The sequence below is a fragment of the Dokdonia sp. Asnod1-B02 genome (genome assembly GCF_045063955.1).
Taxonomy (GTDB): Bacteria; Bacteroidota; Bacteroidia; order Flavobacteriales; family Flavobacteriaceae; genus Dokdonia.
The window spans coordinates 2,805,812-2,824,504 of record NZ_JBEFNW010000002.1 but is presented as its reverse complement, the minus strand read 5'-3'; the positions used below and the strand labels follow the sequence as shown (position 1 = coordinate 2,824,504).

Here is an 18,693-nt window from a genome sequence, read left to right as displayed (position 1 = left end):
TAAATAATGAATAAGGAAGTACTAGCGATTATATTAGGAGGAGGTCAAGGCTCAAGATTATATCCACTCACAGCACAGAGATCAAAACCCGCTGTTCCTATTGCAGGTAAATATCGTCTAGTAGATATTCCTATTTCAAATTGTTTGAATTCAAATATTAAAAGGATGTTCGTGTTAACTCAGTTTAACTCGGCTTCACTTAATAAACATATTAAGCATACCTACCAATTTTCTTATTTTTCTGATGCTTTTGTAGATATTCTTGCTGCAGAGCAAACTCCAGAAAACAAAGGTTGGTTTCAAGGTACTGCAGATGCTGTAAGACAGTGTTTGCACCACTTTAAAGGTTATGAGTCTGATTATATTATGATACTCTCTGGAGATCAATTATATCAAATGGATTTTAATGAAATGCTTGATGCTCACAAGGCTTCGGGAGCAGAGATAAGTATTGCATCACTGCCTGTTAATGCAAAAGATGCTACGTCGTTTGGTATTCTCAAAACTAAGGAGGATAATATGATTGACTCTTTTATAGAAAAACCAGCTGCCGAACTTCTTCCAGAATGGGAATCTGAGGTTTCGCCAGCAATGAAGAGCGAGGGTAAACATTATCTCGCATCTATGGGGATTTATATTTTTAATAAAGACTTATTGATCGATCTGCTAGAGGGGACGGATACTATGGATTTTGGGAAAGAGATTATTCCGCAATCTATAGAAAACCATAAGGTGCTTAGTTATGCCTATGAAGGGTATTGGACAGATATAGGGAATATCGATTCCTTTTTTGAGGCAAACATAGACTTGACGTCAGATATGCCTAAATTTAATTTATTTAATAAAGGACAGACTATACTCACGAGACCTCGAGTATTGCCACCTACAAAGATTTCAGGAACAACACTTGAAAAATCTATAGTAGCAGAAGGTAGTATCATACACGGTAGTCGTATTGCAAATTCTGTGATAGGAATACGATCACGTATAGGTAAAGGAACGGTTATTGAAAACTGCTATGTAATGGGTAGCAATCGCTTCTTAGATCTTGAAGAGATTAATGCGGCTCGTGATAAAGGTATCCCACACGTAGGTATAGGAGATCGCTGTTTTATAACCAACTGTATTATTGATAAAAATGCAAAAATAGGAGACGATGTTCGTATTACTGGAGGAAAACATCTAGACGATGTAGAAACAGATACTTATGTAGTGCGAGATGGCATCGTGGTTGTAAAGAATGGAGCTACAATAGTGTCAGGAACAACTATTTAATGGCAGAAGTAATAGCACATAGCTTATTTACAGCATTTGACATTGACCTTTTTAAGGGAGGAAAACACTACCGTCTTCATGATAAAATGGGTAGTCATCCCATAACTGTAGATGGTGTAGATGGAACTTATTTTTCCGTATGGGCACCTAGTGCAAAGCGAGTATCTGTAGTAGGTGATTTTAATTACTGGAATGAAGACGAGCATATTCTCAACGTACGGTGGGATGGAAGCGGGATTTGGGAAGGTTTTATCCCAAAAGTATCTCATGGTGAAGTATACAAATACAAAATTCACTCTAACCACAATGGTATTGTCACAGAAAAGGCAGACCCTTACGCGAGACGAGCAGAGCACCCACCTCAAACCGCTTCTGTAGTTTATAAAACAAATCACAACTGGAAGGATGCTGCATGGATGAAAAAACGCCATAAGCACAACAGTCTCAATGCGCCGTACTCTGTGTATGAAATGCACCTTGCAAGCTGGAGAAGAAAGCAAAATGAAGGAAATCGTAGCCTTAGCTATACAGAACTAGCCAGCGAACTCGTGGCTTATGTGAAAGAATTAAATTTTACACATGTGGAGTTTATGCCAGTGATGGAGCATCCTTATGATCCTAGCTGGGGATATCAAATCACAGGGTATTTTGCGCCTACCTCTCGTTTTGGATATCCTGAGGAGTTAATGACTTTGATAGATGCGCTGCATCAAAATGACATTGGAGTAATTTTAGACTGGGTACCTTCTCATTTTCCAGAAGATGCACACGGCCTTGGTAACTTTGATGGCACAGCATGTTATGAACATCCAGATAGAAAGAAAGGATGGCATCCCGACTGGAAGTCACTTATCTTTAATTACGAACGTAATGAAGTAAGAAGCTTCTTGATTAGTAATGCGCTTTTCTGGTTAGAGCAATATCATGTAGATGGCTTGAGAGTAGACGCTGTCGCTTCTATGCTTTACCTCGATTATAGTAGAGAAGAAGGCGAGTGGGAGCCTAATGATCAAGGAGGAAGAGAAAACCTCGCTGTAATTTCGTTTCTAAAGGAGCTTAATGCAGAGGTGTATGCTAGTTTTCCAGATGTTCAAACCATTGCAGAGGAGTCTACTAATTTTCCAGCAGTGAGTAGGCCAGTATTTTCAGGAGGCTTAGGTTTTGGGATGAAGTGGATGATGGGATGGATGCATGATACCCTTGCTTATTTTAAAAGAGATACTATCTATAGAAATCATCACCACAATGAGATTAGCTTCTCAATGACCTATGGTTTTACAGAGAACTTTATGCTACCATTATCTCATGATGAGGTGGTTTATGGTAAAAAATCTATCATAGGTAGAATGCCTGGAGATGAGTGGCAACGCTTTGCAAATCTTCGCCTTTTATATACCTATATGTATACGCATCCTGGTAGTAAGTTACTATTTATGGGTAGCGAATTTGGTCAAGGTACAGAGTGGAATTTTCAAGAACAGTTAGATTGGTACGTGCTTGAATATGATATTCATAAAGCAGCACTAAGTGCTTTTAAAGATATTAATGGTCTGTATACAGCTACACCAGCATTGTACGAGAAGCAGTTTGAACCAGAAGGGTTTGAATGGATTGCACATGATGATAATACAAATGCCATACTAAGTTACATTAGAAAAGGTAATGATGAGAATAGTGTAGTTGTGTGTGTCTTTAATATGACACCTACGCCGCAGCCTCAGTATCGCATAGGGTTACCTTTTAAAGGAAGCTTACGCGAAATATATAACAGCGACGCAAGTAAGTATGCTGGAACGGGTGATTATCACAACAAAACACTCGATGTTACCGAAACTTCATGGAATGGAAAAGACCACTCGGCGGAAGTGAAGATAGGGCCTTTGGCGGGAGTGGTTTTTGAATTGAAAAAGTAGTTAACGTACTAGGTTTCACTTCGGTAAACTGAGAAAATAATGAGGCTTATATAAATGCACACTTGCGGGACTCTATAACCCCGATTGCAATGAAAATCCCGCAAGAGCAGACCAAAGTCGCGATGAGGAATTGAAATGGAAAGCGGGATGAACATCTAGCAAAAGAGCTGTGATTGTGCGTTCCAAACACTCTAAAGGTGATATAAATACCATTTCTGAGCTTACGAAAACGTTAGCGTTAATAACTAATTACGAATTAACTTCATTTTTACACGATATAGTGTTTATTTGAAAGGAAATAACAATTACTATGATTGTAAATACAGAATTAGAGCAAAAAGGGAATCAATTTCCTAAAAACGTGGTAGATGTCAAACACGAGACAGATATCTTATATTTTACTACCTCAAATGAGGTGATTTTAGAACTTACTGTGTTGCGAGATAGTGTGATACGTTTTCGCTTTGCAACAGGTGGCGTTTTTGAGCCAGACTTTTCTTATGCGATAGATGAAGATGCACCTCGTGGCTACAATCATCTGGAACTTACAGATGATGATAAATATTATCACGTACATACTGCAAAGCTTCACATACGTATTGAGAAAGAGAGTTTACAGACAAGTATTTACGATACAAAAGGGAATCTTATTAATGAAGACGAATTAGGTTTTCACTACGAGGAGAGCTTCCAGTATGGAGGTAATATCGTTAAGATGAGTAAGAAAGCACAGCATGCAGAGTCCTATTATGGGCTAGGTGATAAGCCTATGCATTCTAATTTACGAGGAAAGCGAGTGCATAACTGGGCAACAGATCAATATGCATTTGCAAAGGATCAAGATCCAATATATAAAGCAGTTCCTTTTTACATAGGGCTACATCAAAAGAAGGCGTACGGTGTGTTTTTTGACAACACGTTTAAGACGTACTTCGACTTTGCTCATGAGCGTATGGGAGTTACAAGCTTCTGGGCGCAAGGAGGTGAGATGAATTACTACTTTATCTATGGTCCAGATATGTCTGAGGTTGTAGCAAGTTATACGAATCTTACAGGTGTTCCTGAGCTTCCGCCATTATGGGCGCTGGGATATCACCAGTGTAAATGGAGTTACTTTCCAGAAAGTAATGTAAAGGAGATTGCAAGTAAATTTCGCGAACTCAAAATTCCTTGTGATGGGATTTATCTAGACATTGATTATATGGATGGCTGGAGATGTTTTACATGGAATAAAGATCATTTCCCTGATCCTAAAAGAATGGTAAAGGAACTAGCAGATGATGGTTTTAAAACCATTGTTATCATAGATCCAGGAATCAAAATCGATAAAGATTATTGGGTTTATAATGAAGGTGTAGAAAATGACTACTTCTGTAAGCGCGCAGATGGTCCTGCTATGAAAGGTAAAGTGTGGCCTGGAGAATGTAATTTTCCAGATTATACAAACCCTGAAGTACGCGACTGGTGGGCTGGTCTTTTTAAAGAGCTTATCCAAGATGTAGGTGTAAAAGGAGTGTGGAATGATATGAATGAGCCTGCAGTGATGGAGGTTCCAGGAAAAACATTTCCTCCAGATGTGCGTCATAATTATGATGGACATCCTTGTAGCCACCTAAAAGCACATAACATTTACGGTACTCAAATGGCTCGAGCGACCTATGAAGGTGTGAAGAAATTTGCGTATCCTAAGCGACCGTTTGTAATCACAAGGTCTGCATACTCTGGAGCGCAACGTTATACAAGTTCATGGACGGGTGATAACGTGGCTAGCTGGGAACATCTTTGGGTAGCAAACATACAAGTGCAACGTATGTGTATCTCAGGTATGAGTTTTACAGGTACAGATATTGGTGGGTTTGCAGAGCAACCTACTGGAGAGCTTTATGCAAGATGGATACAGCTAGGAGTATTTCATCCTTTCTGTCGTACGCACTCTTCTGGTCATCATGGAGATCAAGAACCGTGGACCTTTGACGAAGGTGTGACAGATATTGCTCGTAAGTTTATCAACTTGCGTTATAGATTATTGCCTTATTTATATACTATGTTTTATGAGTATATCAAGAAAGGTACGCCATTATTAAAGCCGCTTGTATATTTTGATCAAGATGATGCACAAACGCATTACCGTACAGATGAGTTCATCTTTGGACATCATATTCTAGTATGTCCAATACTTGAACCTAATGCTAAAGGACGTCGCATGTATGTTCCTAGAGGACAATGGTACAACTACTGGACTAAGCAAATTGTACAAGGAGGTAAAGAGCAATGGGTGGATGCAGATATTGATGAGATGCCATTGTTTGTAAAAGAAGGAACCATACTTCCTAAATATCCTATACAACAATATGTAGGAGAGCTTGAGATAGAGCAAGTAGAACTTGAAGTGTACTACGGTCTTGGTAAAAATGCTTCAAAATTATATGAAGATGCTCAAGATGGATACGATTATAAAAAAGATCGTTACAGTTACCGCACTTTTAAAATGGTAGGTAGAGAAAAAGACTGGATTATACAGCAGCACAAACGTGGTGACTTTATCACTACATATGACACTTTTAGAATACATTTAATAGGTCTACCATTTGAAATTACGACCATAGAGTTAGATAATGAAGTGATTTCTATGGAAGATGTGCAGTTTGACCCGAAAGCTTGTGCTTTAATCATTAAGAAAGATTTCACAGAGCTGCACCTGAGCGGTATTTAACATTTGCGTATTTTTATATCCTGATTAAAAACCATCATTATGAAACTTAAAAATACATTTGTTCTTATCATGACCGTACTCCTTGTGTGTGCATGTAAGACAAGCCCGTTTACAGGTAAGAAGACTCTTAACTTTGTAAGTAACGATCAGTTATTTCCAATGGCATTCCAACAGTATGACGCATTCTTATCTGAAAATAATGTGATTACTGGAACAGCAGATGCTAATATGGTAAAGCGCGTAGGTGAAAAAATAGCCGTAGCAGCAGAGCGTTACCTTACAGCACTAGGAGAGCCTGGTTATTTACAAGATTATCGCTGGGAGTACAATCTAGTTAAAGATGAAGCAGTAAACGCTTGGTGTATGCCAGGAGGGAAGATTGTAGTGTACACTGGAATTTTACCGATTACTCAATCTGAAACTGGACTAGCAATGGTAATGGGGCATGAGCTTGCTCACGCACTTGCAGATCACGGAGCACAACGTATGAGTGCTGCACAATTACAACAATATGGTGGTGTTGCCACTGCAATTGCGGTAGGAGGTCAAGATCAAGCAAAGCAACAACAAATCATGCAACTCTATGGTATAGGTTCACAAGTAGGAGGAATGCTCCCTTTCTCACGTAGCCATGAGACACAAGCAGACGAAATCGGAATCGTAATTGCAGCAATAGCTGGATACAACCCTGATGAAGCTGCAGAGTTATGGAAACGTATGAAAGCTGCTAGTGGAGGTGAAGCACCACCACAGATTATGAGTACGCACCCATCATCAGATAGTCGTATTGCAAATCTTACTGCCAAAGCGCCAATGGCGAGAGCAGAAGCGGCAAAATTTGGAGTGACTTCTTTTAAATAGAACTTTACACGAAATATATAGTAAGAAAAGCTGTGCAATCGCACAGCTTTTCTATTTTAGTACTATGAATAACGAACTACAAAAAGGAGATAAAAAATTATTAAATGCATGGGCATTTTATGATTGGGCAAACTCCACCTACAGTCTTGTAATAGCATCTGCTATATTTCCACTGTTTTATGGTGCCCTCTTTAGAGGTGCTGGTATAGAGGAGATTGAAGTTTTTGGAATGATGCTACGTCGCAGTCCGCTTATATTTTATACCACGGCGGTGGCGTTTTTAATAGTAGCAATCATTTCTCCTATTCTATCTGGAGTGGCAGATTATCTAGGTAATAAAAAATACTTTCTTAAGTTTTTCTGTTACATGGGAGCGCTAGCGACCATAGGACTATACTGGTTCAGCTTAGAGCATATATATTTAAGTCTGCTTCTATATGCATTAGGACTTATAGGTTTCTGGGGTAGTCTCGTATTTTACAACTCCTACTTACCAGATATTGCTTTTCCAGATCAGCATGACGCCATAAGTGCCAAAGGATATTCTTGGGGATATATAGGGAGTGTCATATTGCTTGGCTGGTGTTTGTTTATGATTCTGGGGTATGAGATTTTTGGCTTTGAAGATGAAGGTTTTCCAACGAGGCTTTCCTTTGTGCTCACTGGAGTTTGGTGGATAGGTTTTAGTCAGTACACTTACAGGTATCTTCCTAAGGGTAATAAGGCGGACGGTAAGCTTACAGGAGCTGTGCTCTTAAATGGTTTTAACGAGCTGAGAGCTATCTGGAGATCCATGCAGTCACAGCTACGACTCAAAAAATATCTTATTGCATTCTTTGTATATAGTATGGCAGTTCAAACAGTAATGCTCGCAGCAGCATACTTTGGAGAGCAAGAACTGGAATGGGGAAGTGATAGCGAGCGTACCACGGGACTTATAGGTAGTATTTTATTAATACAACTAGTCGCCGTTGCTGGAGCTTACTTGACCTCAAAATTATCGGCTAGAATAGGGAATCTTAAAGCCCTTATTATCATTAATATTGTTTGGATTTTTATCTGTGCTTGGGCCTACTTCGTGTACACTCCTGTTCAGTTTTACATTACGGCAGCATTTGTAGGGTTAGTAATGGGAGGAATTCAGTCGCTATCAAGATCTACGTATGCTAAGTTTTTACCAGAAACAGAGGACACTACTTCATATTTCAGCTTTTATGATGTAGCTGAGAAAATAGGGATCATCATCGGTATGTTTTTATACGGTTTCATAGAAGAACTTACAGGAAGCATGCGCTACTCGATTGTGTTTTTAATTTTATTTTTTGCGGCAGGTGTCGTGTTATTACTTCGAGTGCCTAAAGACAGGACGGTAATTACGTAGGTTACGCTTTCGCGAAAGCGTAAATACTCAAACTCCCAATCTTATAAGTAGAGAGGATGTTGCTAAAGTTTATTATTCAATAATTAAGTTGCTACGGCATACAATAGATAGTTATGGCTGGATTTATTCAAGAATTCAAAAATTTTGCAATCAAGGGTAACATGATAGACATGGCAGTAGGTATTATTATAGGTACTGCTTTCAATAATGTGGTAAACACGATTGTAAAAAAAGTCGTGATGCCACCGTTATCACTACTCACAGATGGTATTAATCTCGCAGATAGAAAGTACCTCTTGCGTGCAGCCGAAGGTGAAGAAAAGGAAATAGCAATTGGTTATGGAGAACTTATTGAGGTTTCAATAGATTTTTTGGTAATCGCAATTACCATTTTTGTAGTGATTAAAGGAATAAATAGATTTAAGGATAAAGCAGAAGATCCTAAAAATACAGAAGAAAAAACTCCGAAAAATATAGAATTGCTTGCAAACATTGAGCATCTTATGCAAGAGCAGAACAACCTGTTAAAGGCTCGAAAGGACTCATAGTCTAAGAGCAAAACAGTGCAATAAATTGATTATGTTTGTGTTTCAGATTTAGAAATTACTACTACAATGAAAAAACTACACGTTTTATTTTTATTTATATTGATGGCAGCAGTGACGGTCGTCTCTTGTGATGACGAACCACTAGAAGGGGTTTTTAGCGTTACAGGTGATGGATCTGATCCAAGTGAACCGGATCCAGATAGTGAAACTTGCCAATTAGCTTTTGATACTCTCGTAGCAGCACAGGCGGCTTTTAGTAGTGCAACGGAGGCAAATTACTCACAAGTTTGTGGTGCATATGCGACCGCAATTCAAGCAACAATTCAACTTTGTGGTGATGCATCCGGAACATTACAAGCTACTCTTACAAGCTTAGGAGATTGCTCTACGCCAGATCCTTGTTTTCAAGCGGAGACTGCTGCAAATGCAGCCTTGGGAGCTTTTAATAATGCAACTAGTGATAACGAAGAACAATTATGTCTAGCGTATAGTAATGCACTAGCAGCTCAAATCGTTGCTTGTGGAGATTCTAACGGGAATATACAGGCTACAATCGATGCCCTGAACTGTGGTGGTGATTGTGCTGCAGCACAGGTAGCTTCTTTAGAAGCTCAAGAAATATTTAATGCAGTTGATCCTCTTGATGAAGATGCATATACTGCTGCATGTGCAGACTACTCAATGGCTTTACAAGCACAAATAGCCGCTTGTGGAGATACAGATGGAAGTCTTACTGCTATTGTACAAGATCTAGGAGATTGCTCTCCACCAGAGCAAGATGGGCCCGTACAAGTAACCGTAGGAGATGTGTTTACAAATTTTAATACAGCTACTGTTTCCATAAGCGGATCTTTACTAAGCGTGGTTGCAACAGATATAGATACAGGAGATACGTTTACTTTTGATATCGTATTACAGCAAACAGGAGATAATGTGATGCAAAATACGATTCTAACAGTAGGAGGTGTTGTGCACACACCATCTATAGAAGCGACGACTCCATTTGTAAATAATATCACTGCAAACGATGGTACTACAATCGTAGGAACTTTTTCTGGAACATTTACAAATCCAGATAACGAAGAAGTACTCACGGCAGATGGAATGATTAATATTATCTATTAATATCCATAAACGACATATTTTAAAAGAGCATCTGTAACCAGATGCTTTTTTTATGGCAATTATAAAAGGATGGCTCATTTATTGTACATTTAATTCTATGAAAAAAATATATATGAAAGGTATAGCTATTGCTGTGCTTATGTTTGTGACTACGGCTGTAAGCGCTCAAAGAGAACGTGTAAAAGGAAGTAGAAATGTGAAAGATTTATCTGAGGTATTACGTCCATTTACAGATATTAAAGTAACAGATGGTTTAGAAGTAACACTTATTGCAGATTCTCAACCAGGCTATGAGCTTGAGATGGATGATAACCTTATTGAATTAATAAGCTTTGATGTGCGTGATAGTGTATTGCTAGTTTCTGCGAGAAAGGATATCAGAAGTGCAAAACGTCTTGATATCACGGTGCGTTTTGTGACTCTTAATTCTGTAAGCTTAGATGCAAAGAGTAAAGTGAAAGCACAATCTGTTCTTAAATCAGATTTTTTTAGAGGAAGTTTTTTAGATGATAGTCAGTTTGAAGGAGAGGTAAAAGCAACACAAGCTACCATAACTGCAAATTCAAATTCAAAAATTGAGATGGATTATATGGGTGATGATTTGACCATGAATGTTACAGATAACGCTTTCGCGAAAGCGGATATCAATACAAAAAAATTCACGCTATCTGCATCTGAAAGATCAGACCTAGAATTAATAGGAAATGCTCAAACTGTAACGCTGGATTTAAAAGACAATGCTGAGTGCAAAGCTCAAACATTTAATGCAGATGTGATCAACGTAATCGGAGCAGGAAATTCGACAACAATTGTAACTGCAGATCAGGAGATTGTTGTAGATCTTGCAGATAAAGCACAACTTCAAGTATATGGTGAACCTAAATTAACGATAGAACGTTTTACAGGAACCTCAAAAATCTTAAAGAAGGAATAAAAATCACAACATGGAGTTCTATAAAAAAATGCCCTCTTATGAGGGCATTTTTTATTCTTGTAAAGAAATGTTTTTAAGGATTATCCCCTTGTAATATCTCCAGAACCAGAAACCTTAGTGTCTTGTTTTGTTGGGTTTCCGACGTACTCTATGTCACCAGAACCAGTTACACGGGCTTTGATGCTTTTTTCACAAGCTACGCGTATGTCACCAGAACCTGTAACCTGAGCATCTACCGTCTCTGCTTTAAAACGCCCAGCTTCTATATCACCAGAGCCTGTAACTTTTACAGTGTGGTCTTTTGTGTAGCCTTTAAGAATAAGGTCACCAGACCCTGTAACACGACTCTCGGTACGGTTTGCTTCCACAATAAGAGCAACATCTCCAGATCCAGAGACAGAAACTTCAAAAGTATTTGCTTTTATCACATCATCACTCATAATCTCCCCAGATCCTGATAGTGACACTCGATCTAAATCTCTAAAAGGAATTTTAATTTTAATATCCTTTCCGTAGCTAGTTTTGAGGTTTTGTTTGTTTTGAACTTTGATAGTAAGTCTATCGCCGTTTACTTCTGTTTCAACATAATCTAGTAGGTTGCTTTCTCCTTGTAATGTGATTTCTCCTTCCTCTCCGGCAACGAGTGTTACGTCAAAGAATCCAGCGATGCTTATCTCATCATATTCTCCTACGTTGCGTGTCTCGGTTTCTAGCTGTCCATTACCTTTTATACTCTTTCCCCACCATTGTGCGTGGATTTGTGTACTTGCTAAAAGAATAATACTGAGTGTGATTAATTTTTTCATGAGTGTTGTTTTTTGATGATTGATTATTAGTTTTTGAATAAAGTTACACCACCGTATTCTGAGTTGATGTTTACGTGATTATTAGTATTAGAATTTCCTCTATATCCTTCGTAGTATTTGTCTGAAGATTCTATGCGCTCCTTATTAAAACTGAGATCTTCTTTACCGCTCAATCCAGCATACTCTAGTTTTATTGCAAACGTAAAGTTGTATTGAGGGTTATAGCCTACTTTAATACCGGTGTAGTCACTCTGTATAGAGATGTCTCCAGCATCGCTAGCCAGTTCTTCTATACGTATGCTCCCATAATCTGCATTGATGTTAAGGTCTCCGTGAACCACGCCAATCTTTGCAGAGATGTAATCTCCTCGACCTATAATGTCTTTAGTATCTCCAGTAATTACAGAGCCATAGTCACAGTTGTAGTTTAAGTTTTCAATACGTCCAAATTCAGACTTACTATAATCTGCATTAAGTTCAATATCTCCACCTCTTTCTAAGAAAAAGCTTGAGTAGTCTGCATTAATGCGTCCGCTCTTCATATAGCTTATGGTACTATTTTTAGTGTAGTCAAAGTTGAGGTAGTTATTTTCTGCTAGTAGTTCGCCTATCGTGATTTTCCCGTAGTCACAATTAATTTTTGCATTACCCTCTAGTCGGTCAATATTGATTCCTCCATAATCATTGCTTACATCTACCATACTAGTTGCTGGAAGTTTAATGGTATAGTTGATTTCCATATTTACATTACTGTTTTTCCAGCTGTTCCACCATGATCTGCTACTGCTTTTTTCGAAGTTTGTTTTTGCGCTTACATAACTACTTGATCCTTCAAAATTGACATCAATCTCGTCTAGTTTTTCTTTTACGCGCTCCTCGTCGTTACCATTAGTTTTTACTAGAACTTCAATGACGATTCTGTTTTCGTTCCAGCTCACCATATTGACATTTCCATAGCTATTGTCAATCACCAGTTTTACATCTGGATTTACAGTATATTCTTTTTTGATTCTCTTTTCCTTAGTGTATTTACCCTGAGGATCTACACTTGCAGCCATCACCATAGAAGGGATTATGAGCGCTATAAGTAAGAGTTGCGTTATTTTCTTTTTCATAAGATTATTATTTAAGTAACTAGAGCGTTACGGCTTTTTCAATAGCATTTAATTCTTTGATGGCATCCATTTGTTCTACTACATGCTGTAGGAGGTCAATTCTATTCTGGAAGTTGTCTATCATTGCGTAGATCACACGCTTGTCTTCTCCACTTTCAGAAAGGTCTTTCTTTAAATTATCATAATTCTTCTCTAAGATTTCAAGTTGTTTTATGGCATCCATTACCATGGCTTGGTTCTCAGGATTCATGTTCTCTTTAATATCAAAGAGCTCACGTTCTATTGTTTTTGTAAAGAAATCTTGCGTGTTTTCCATTTCTAGAGAAACATCTGCAAGTTCCTTAGCTTTAGGCGTAGCGTTAAACTGTGTGAGCATTAATCCTGCAAGAAGAATCACACTTGCTGCAATAAACAGCGGTCGCATCCATTGTATTGTTTTTGTTTCCTTTGCAGGAATATCTTCTGTAGCCTGCGCCTGTAATTTTGCTAGAAAATTAGCTTTGTGATCTGCACTAGGTGCAGCTGTATCCAGACGTCCTTTCAGTCGTTTAAATACTTGATCTATAGGTTCCTTTTTCATTGTTATTTAATAGTTTTCGTAAGCTGTCTTTTGCTCTTGACACCATGGTTCTGCAGTTTGCATAGCTTACATTCATAATCTCACTCATTTCCTCGTAGTCGTAGCCTTCTATAAGATGTAAAGACAGTGATTGTCTATAATTATCTTTAAGCATACTCATAGCATGAACGACTTCTTGTGCTCTCACACTTGTGAGGTCTACCTCACTCACACCTTCTGCATCATCTTCTATCTTATATAAATGATCTTCTAGCGGTGTTTCATCGAGTTTCTTTCCTTTGTTATAAGCATTAAGGCTATTATTTACTACAATACGTTTTAACCAACTTCCAAAGGATGCCTCACCCTTATAACTATCGAGCTTTGTAAAAGCACTCAAAAAGGACTCTTGCATAATATCTTCTGCCTCTGCCTCGTGTTTTACGATGCGTAGTGAAGTATTGTACATCGCTTTGTAGTAGCGGTTATACACCTCCATTTGAGCACCCTGATCACCTTGCTGGCACAGTGTTATTAATTCGGTTATTTGATGGTTGGTAAAATTCACTTTTGGTTCATTCTATAGTAAAGATGCGGGTTTTATTTCTTTGTTACACTTTCGTGAAAATTTGACAACATTATTTTGAATCCTTTGAATATAAGGAGGTGTTTACTTCATAGATAAAGAACGCGCATTTGTGTTGGTTCTTCAAATTTTCGCGAAAGCAAAATACTCCCTTGGCACAACAATTGAATTAAAGCCCACAGTGAGGGCATTCATTATCTTATGATGGGCTAAACTCACTATATTTAAAGAGAATACTAATAGTTATACATCCACAAGGCGCGTAGCAGTACACGACATTGTGGCACACATTATATATGGCAAAACCAAAATTTACAACATTAGACAGATTGTCACTGCAAGAGATAGATGGAGATGCAGAATTAATCCCCTTAATGACTCCAGAAGACGAGGAGGCAATTAATAACGAGGAGCTTCCAGAAAGCTTGCCTATTTTACCTTTGCGTAACACCGTACTTTTTCCAGGAGTAGTCATCCCTATTTCGGCAGGAAGAGACACTTCTATAAAGCTTATAGATGAAGCAAATAAAGGAGGGAAAGTAATAGGAGTAGTAGCTCAGAAAGATGAAGAGGTAGAAAATCCAGGTGAAGATGATATTCATAAGGTAGGCGTAGTAGCACGTATTTTACGTGTGCTTAAAATGCCAGATGGTAACGTAACAGTTATTATCCAAGGTAAAAAACGTTTTGAGGTAGATCAAGTAACGCAAGTAGAGCCTTATATGAAGGCTACTATTAAGGAATATGTAGAAGTTCGCCCAGAAGCAGGTGATCAAGGTTTTAAAGCAGTTATCGATTCTATAAAGGAATTGTCGCTTAAGATTATCCAAGATTCTCCAAATATTCCTTCGGAGGCCTCCTTTGCAATTAAGAATATCCAGAGTGATTCTTTCTTAATCAACTTTGTGAGTTCAAACATGAACCTCTCTGTTGCAGAGAAGCAAGAGCTTCTTAACATAAACGACTTGCATATGCGAGCACTTGAGACGCTTAAGTTTATGGATATGGAGCGCCAGAAGTTGGAGCTCAAAAATGATATCCAGAACAAGGTTCAAAATGACATGAGCCAGCAGCAGCGTGAGTATTTCTTACACCAGCAGATGAAGACTATCCAAGAAGAACTGGGTGGAGCTAGCTCTGAGGATGATCTAGAAGAAATGCGTGTACGTGCAAAGAAAAAGAAGTGGGATGCAAAAGTAGACAAGCACTTTAATAAGGAGCTTTCAAAAATGCAACGCATGAATCCTCAGGTAGCTGAGTATAGCATACAGCGCAATTACCTTGATTTATTTTTAGACCTTCCTTGGAATGAGTTTTCTAAAGACAAATTTGATTTAAAACGTGCCATGAAGATTCTAGACCGCGATCATTACGGTCTTGATGATGTGAAGAAGCGTATTATAGAATACCTAGCGGTATTGAAATTACGTAACGACATGAAGTCGCCTATTTTATGTTTATACGGACCTCCAGGAGTAGGTAAAACTTCCTTAGGAAAGTCGGTAGCAGAAGCATTAGGTCGTGAGTACGTGCGAGTAAGTCTAGGTGGAATGCGTGACGAATCTGAAATACGCGGACATAGAAAGACATACATAGGAGCAATGCCTGGACGTATTATCCAGAGCTTGCGTAAGGCAGGAACTAGTAATCCAGTTTTTGTACTTGATGAGATTGATAAACTAAGTACAGGAAGTCAGGGAGACCCTTCTTCTGCATTACTTGAAGTTCTAGATCCAGAGCAGAATAGTGAGTTTCACGATAACTTCCTTGAGATGGGTTACGACCTTTCTAAAGTGATGTTTATTGCAACTTCAAATAGTTTAAATACCATACAGCCAGCGCTGCTAGATCGTATGGAGATTATAAACGTTACTGGATACACGATAGAGGAGAAGACAGAGATTGCAAAGCGTCACCTACTACCTAAGCAGCTTAAAGAGCATGGTATGACAGATGACCAGCTTAAAATAGCAAAGCCACAACTAGAAAAAATTGTAGAAGGATATACAAGAGAATCTGGAGTGCGCGGACTAGAAAAACAAGTTGCAAAAATGGTGCGTTACGGGGCAAAAAACCTCGCGATGGAAGAGGAGTATAATGTGAAAATATCTAATGAAGATGTTATCGAGATACTAGGCTCTCCAAAAATGGAACGTAACAAATATGAAAATAACGAAGTTGCCGGAGTAGTTACAGGGCTTGCGTGGACACGAGTAGGAGGAGATATCTTATTTATAGAATCTGCTTTATCAAAAGGTAAAGGAACACTATCTATCACAGGAAACTTAGGTAAAGTGATGAAAGAAAGTGCTACCATAGCGATGGAGTACATTAAAGCAAATGCAGAGATTTTAGGACTAGAGCCTACCATTTTTGATAATTATAATGTGCACATTCACGTACCAGAGGGAGCAACTCCTAAGGATGGTCCTAGTGCAGGTATTACCATGCTTACATCTTTAGTTTCTTTATTTACACAACGTAAAGTGAAGAAAAATCTAGCGATGACGGGTGAGATTACCTTGAGGGGAAAAGTACTGCCTGTAGGTGGTATTAAAGAAAAGATTCTTGCTGCCAAACGTGCTAGAATCAAGGAAATACTCTTATGTGAGCAAAACCGTCGTGATATAGAAGAGATCAAGCAAGACTACTTAAAAGGCTTAACATTCCACTACGTAAGTGACATGAGCGAGGTGTTAGAACTAGCACTTACTAAGCAAAAAGTAAAGAATGCTAAAACACTAGCTTAAGGTTAGGTTATCAATTTTTCGCGAAAGCGTAAAAATCATAAAAGGGAAACTCATCACGAGTTTCCCTTTTTCTTTATCCTATAGTTCTAATTATTTCCCATCCCTCTCAAAATATACTATCATTGCAATCGTTATGTATCATGATGCAGTACTGATTAATGAAAAAGAGTCTCTTTTTATTGTTGTTTGCGTGTTCACTAACGGCTTATAGCCAGTTAGGAGGACGTGCTACCTATCAGTTTCTCAACTTGATGTCATCTCCTAGGCAAGCTGCTTTAGGAGGAAAAATCATTACAAACTACGACTACGACCCAGACTCTGCGCTTTATAATCCAGCCAACATTAATTATAGGATGGATAATCAGCTTTCTGTAAATTATGTAAACTACCTGGCAGATATTAATTATGGGACGGCATCTTATGCCTATTTATGGGATAGACGCACGCAGGTCTTACATGCGGGAATCACTTACGTAAATTATGGAACCTTTGATGGTAGGGATGAGAATGGGAATTCTACTGGAGATTTTGGTGGTAGTGAGGCGTCGCTTTCATTGGGCTACGCGCTTAATATTCCGTACACGGATTTTCATGTGGGGGCAAATGTAAAATTAATCACCTCCACACTAGCCGAATATTCTTCGGCGGGAGGAGCGATAGATCTTGGACTCACCTATAATTACGAAGATTGGGATCTCAACGCAGCATTAGTGGTACGTAATATTGGAACCCAGTTTACACCCTATGTAGATACTTTTGAGAAGCTTCCGCTAGAGATAGACGCTGGTATTTCTCAGATATTACCTAACGTGCCTATACGCTGGCACGTGACGCTAGAAAATTTACAACTGTGGAACATCGCCTTCGAAAATGAAGCTAGAGGTACCACAGATCTTGATGGCAATACCACTACAGAAAAAATAGGACTTCTCGATAACGTAATACGTCACGCGATTGTGGGCGTAGAGTTGTTTCCTAAAGGAGGTTTCAACGTGCGACTGGGCTACAACTTCCGTAGGAGTGAGGAGCTTCGTATTATCAATCAGCGTAGTTTTGCGGGTATCAGTGCAGGCTTTGGGATTAAGATTAACAAGATGCGTTTCAATTATGCATATGCCCGTTATAACAGCGCTGCGGCAAGCAGTTTCTTTGGTTTAGGTATCGATTTACAATAATTCTTTTCAATTTAAGGAGCAGTCCATTTTGGGCATATTTGCAAGGTGGTTTCCCGCTTTTCATTACAATTCCTCGTTGCGCTATCGCTGCACTGCGGGATTTTCATTGCAATCGGGGCTAGTGAGTCATGGTGTCGCTTTCTCCTTATTAAAGAAGCTTGCGTAATCATCTATACTAGTAGAAATAATCTTTAAATCTATATGGTAAGCACTAGCATACGTTTTCCTATTTTTGTGTAAAACACAGACTCTTGAAAATTACCATTGCCATAGACGGATATTCATCCACAGGAAAAAGTACAGTAGCCAAACAACTTGCAGACTGGCTAGAATATATTTATGTAGATACGGGTGCAATGTATCGCGCAGTAACCTTATATGCAATGGAAAACAGCCTTATCTCTGATGGTTTTTTTGACAAAGAATCTTTAGTAAAAAGGCTTGATGATATCGAGATTTCATTTACAAGAGATACCGCTTCTGGAAAAGCAGAGGTTTGTCTTAATGGTAAGAGTGTAGAGAAGTACATCAGAACCCTAGAGGTTTCTTCCTTTGTGAGCCCTATAGCTACTATCTCAGAAGTGCGCGCTAAACTTGTAGAGCAGCAGCAGCGCATGGGAGAAGAAAAAGGAATCGTGATGGACGGTCGTGATATAGGTACCGTAGTATTTCCTAAAGCTGAGCTTAAAATATTTATGACTGCTAGTGCAGAGGAGCGTGCAAAACGTCGTTACAATGAGCTTGTAGAAAGAGGTGATAATGTGAGTTATGAAGCAGTACTTTCTAACGTAGTAGAGCGAGATCATATAGATACTACTCGTGAAGATTCTCCACTCGTAAAAGCAGCCGATGCTATTGAGATAGACAATACAGAAACTAATATTGAAGATCAGTTTCATACTATATTACAACTGGCAAAAGATCGTATTGCAAAACGTCTCGTTTAATCGAT

Annotated in this window: 15 protein-coding genes; 11 read left to right on the top strand and 4 right to left on the bottom strand. The window is 38.6% G+C overall.

Annotated elements, in window-relative coordinates; all coding sequences use genetic code 11:
- Positions 1–3: 3 nt before the first annotated feature.
- The 8 genes from ACJJVU_RS12735 to ACJJVU_RS12700 all read left to right on the top strand — a co-directional run bounded on the left by ACJJVU_RS12735 (position 4) and on the right by ACJJVU_RS12700 (position 10,750).
- Positions 4–1,275 carry a glucose-1-phosphate adenylyltransferase gene (locus ACJJVU_RS12735; protein ID WP_405227521.1) on the top strand — a complete coding sequence of 424 codons (1,272 nt, stop codon included), beginning with the start codon at positions 4–6 and terminating at the stop codon, positions 1,273–1,275.
- On the top strand, positions 1,275–3,188 hold the full coding sequence (gene glgB / locus ACJJVU_RS12730; protein WP_405226094.1) for a 1,4-alpha-glucan branching protein GlgB: 1,914 nt from the start codon (positions 1,275–1,277) through the stop codon (positions 3,186–3,188). Before ACJJVU_RS12735 ends, glgB begins: the two co-directional genes overlap by 1 nt.
- Positions 3,189–3,498: 310 nt before the next feature.
- Entirely contained in the window at positions 3,499–5,901 is a 2,403-nt protein-coding gene (locus ACJJVU_RS12725) for a glycoside hydrolase family 31 protein (RefSeq protein ID WP_405226091.1), read from the top strand.
- 39 nt (positions 5,902–5,940) lie between these two features.
- On the top strand, positions 5,941–6,762 hold the full coding sequence (locus ACJJVU_RS12720; RefSeq protein WP_298325984.1) for a M48 family metallopeptidase: 822 nt from the start codon (positions 5,941–5,943) through the stop codon (positions 6,760–6,762).
- Between the two features lie 64 nt (positions 6,763–6,826).
- Positions 6,827–8,143 (top strand): MFS transporter, encoded by a 1,317-nt coding sequence (locus ACJJVU_RS12715; RefSeq protein WP_405226088.1) that lies wholly within the window; start codon positions 6,827–6,829, stop codon positions 8,141–8,143.
- A gap of 113 nt (positions 8,144–8,256) precedes the next feature.
- Complete coding sequence (mscL, locus tag ACJJVU_RS12710) at positions 8,257–8,691, top strand: large-conductance mechanosensitive channel protein MscL (RefSeq protein ID WP_108878271.1); 435 nt, start codon at positions 8,257–8,259, stop codon at positions 8,689–8,691.
- Positions 8,692–8,757: 66 nt separating this feature from the next.
- Positions 8,758–9,816, top strand: a complete 1,059-nt coding sequence (locus tag ACJJVU_RS12705) for a hypothetical protein (protein ID WP_405226085.1) — start codon at positions 8,758–8,760, stop codon at positions 9,814–9,816.
- A 97-nt stretch (positions 9,817–9,913) separates the two neighbouring features.
- Positions 9,914–10,750, top strand: a complete 837-nt coding sequence (locus ACJJVU_RS12700) for a GIN domain-containing protein (RefSeq protein ID WP_405226082.1) — start codon at positions 9,914–9,916, stop codon at positions 10,748–10,750.
- Positions 10,751–10,830: 80 nt separating this feature from the next.
- On the opposite strand, the gene ACJJVU_RS12695 is transcribed toward ACJJVU_RS12700, so the two are convergent.
- The 4 genes from ACJJVU_RS12695 to ACJJVU_RS12680 are packed head-to-tail and all read right to left on the bottom strand — an operon-like array spanning position 10,831 to position 13,729.
- Entirely contained in the window at positions 10,831–11,556 is a 726-nt protein-coding gene (locus ACJJVU_RS12695; RefSeq protein ID WP_405226079.1) for a head GIN domain-containing protein, read from the bottom strand.
- A gap of 26 nt (positions 11,557–11,582) precedes the next feature.
- Positions 11,583–12,671, bottom strand: coding sequence for a hypothetical protein (locus ACJJVU_RS12690; RefSeq protein ID WP_405226076.1), 1,089 nt, complete (start codon positions 12,669–12,671; stop codon positions 11,583–11,585).
- A 19-nt stretch (positions 12,672–12,690) separates the two neighbouring features.
- Complete coding sequence (locus tag ACJJVU_RS12685; protein ID WP_405226073.1) at positions 12,691–13,251, bottom strand: hypothetical protein; 561 nt, start codon at positions 13,249–13,251, stop codon at positions 12,691–12,693.
- A complete protein-coding gene (locus tag ACJJVU_RS12680; protein ID WP_081804612.1) occupies positions 13,220–13,729 on the bottom strand; it encodes an RNA polymerase sigma factor in 510 nt (169 codons plus the stop codon). Before ACJJVU_RS12680 ends, ACJJVU_RS12685 begins: the two co-directional genes overlap by 32 nt.
- A gap of 383 nt (positions 13,730–14,112) precedes the next feature.
- On the opposite strand from ACJJVU_RS12680, the gene lon reads away from it, so the two are divergent.
- From lon to cmk, 3 genes are all read left to right on the top strand, one after another.
- Positions 14,113–16,566 (top strand): endopeptidase La, encoded by a 2,454-nt coding sequence (gene lon / locus ACJJVU_RS12675; protein ID WP_405226070.1) that lies wholly within the window; start codon positions 14,113–14,115, stop codon positions 16,564–16,566.
- Between the two features lie 158 nt (positions 16,567–16,724).
- Positions 16,725–17,741, top strand: coding sequence for a type IX secretion system protein PorQ (gene porQ / locus ACJJVU_RS12670; RefSeq protein WP_405226067.1), 1,017 nt, complete (start codon positions 16,725–16,727; stop codon positions 17,739–17,741).
- A 251-nt stretch (positions 17,742–17,992) separates the two neighbouring features.
- Positions 17,993–18,688 carry a (d)CMP kinase gene (gene cmk, locus ACJJVU_RS12665; protein ID WP_405226064.1) on the top strand — a complete coding sequence of 232 codons (696 nt, stop codon included), beginning with the start codon at positions 17,993–17,995 and terminating at the stop codon, positions 18,686–18,688.
- Positions 18,689–18,693 lie beyond the last annotated feature (5 nt).

What these genes read in the sequence shown, in the direction of transcription:
- ACJJVU_RS12685 (WP_405226073.1), bottom strand. Translation starts at nt 13,251, where the DNA reads ATGAAAAAGGAACCTATAGATCAAGTATTTAAACGACTGAAAGGACGT.
- ACJJVU_RS12715 (WP_405226088.1), top strand. Translation starts at nt 6,827, where the DNA reads ATGAATAACGAACTACAAAAAGGAGATAAAAAATTATTAAATGCATGG.
- ACJJVU_RS12680 (WP_081804612.1), bottom strand. Translation starts at nt 13,729, where the DNA reads ATGGAGGTGTATAACCGCTACTACAAAGCGATGTACAATACTTCACTA.
- ACJJVU_RS12695 (WP_405226079.1), bottom strand. Translation starts at nt 11,556, where the DNA reads ATGAAAAAATTAATCACACTCAGTATTATTCTTTTAGCAAGTACACAA.
- ACJJVU_RS12705 (WP_405226085.1), top strand. Translation starts at nt 8,758, where the DNA reads ATGAAAAAACTACACGTTTTATTTTTATTTATATTGATGGCAGCAGTG.
- glgB (WP_405226094.1), top strand. Translation starts at nt 1,275, where the DNA reads ATGGCAGAAGTAATAGCACATAGCTTATTTACAGCATTTGACATTGAC.
- ACJJVU_RS12690 (WP_405226076.1), bottom strand. Translation starts at nt 12,671, where the DNA reads ATGAAAAAGAAAATAACGCAACTCTTACTTATAGCGCTCATAATCCCT.
- lon (WP_405226070.1), top strand. Translation starts at nt 14,113, where the DNA reads ATGGCAAAACCAAAATTTACAACATTAGACAGATTGTCACTGCAAGAG.
- ACJJVU_RS12725 (WP_405226091.1), top strand. Translation starts at nt 3,499, where the DNA reads ATGATTGTAAATACAGAATTAGAGCAAAAAGGGAATCAATTTCCTAAA.
- porQ (WP_405226067.1), top strand. Translation starts at nt 16,725, where the DNA reads ATGAAAAAGAGTCTCTTTTTATTGTTGTTTGCGTGTTCACTAACGGCT.
- ACJJVU_RS12700 (WP_405226082.1), top strand. Translation starts at nt 9,914, where the DNA reads ATGAAAAAAATATATATGAAAGGTATAGCTATTGCTGTGCTTATGTTT.
- ACJJVU_RS12720 (WP_298325984.1), top strand. Translation starts at nt 5,941, where the DNA reads ATGAAACTTAAAAATACATTTGTTCTTATCATGACCGTACTCCTTGTG.
- mscL (WP_108878271.1), top strand. Translation starts at nt 8,257, where the DNA reads ATGGCTGGATTTATTCAAGAATTCAAAAATTTTGCAATCAAGGGTAAC.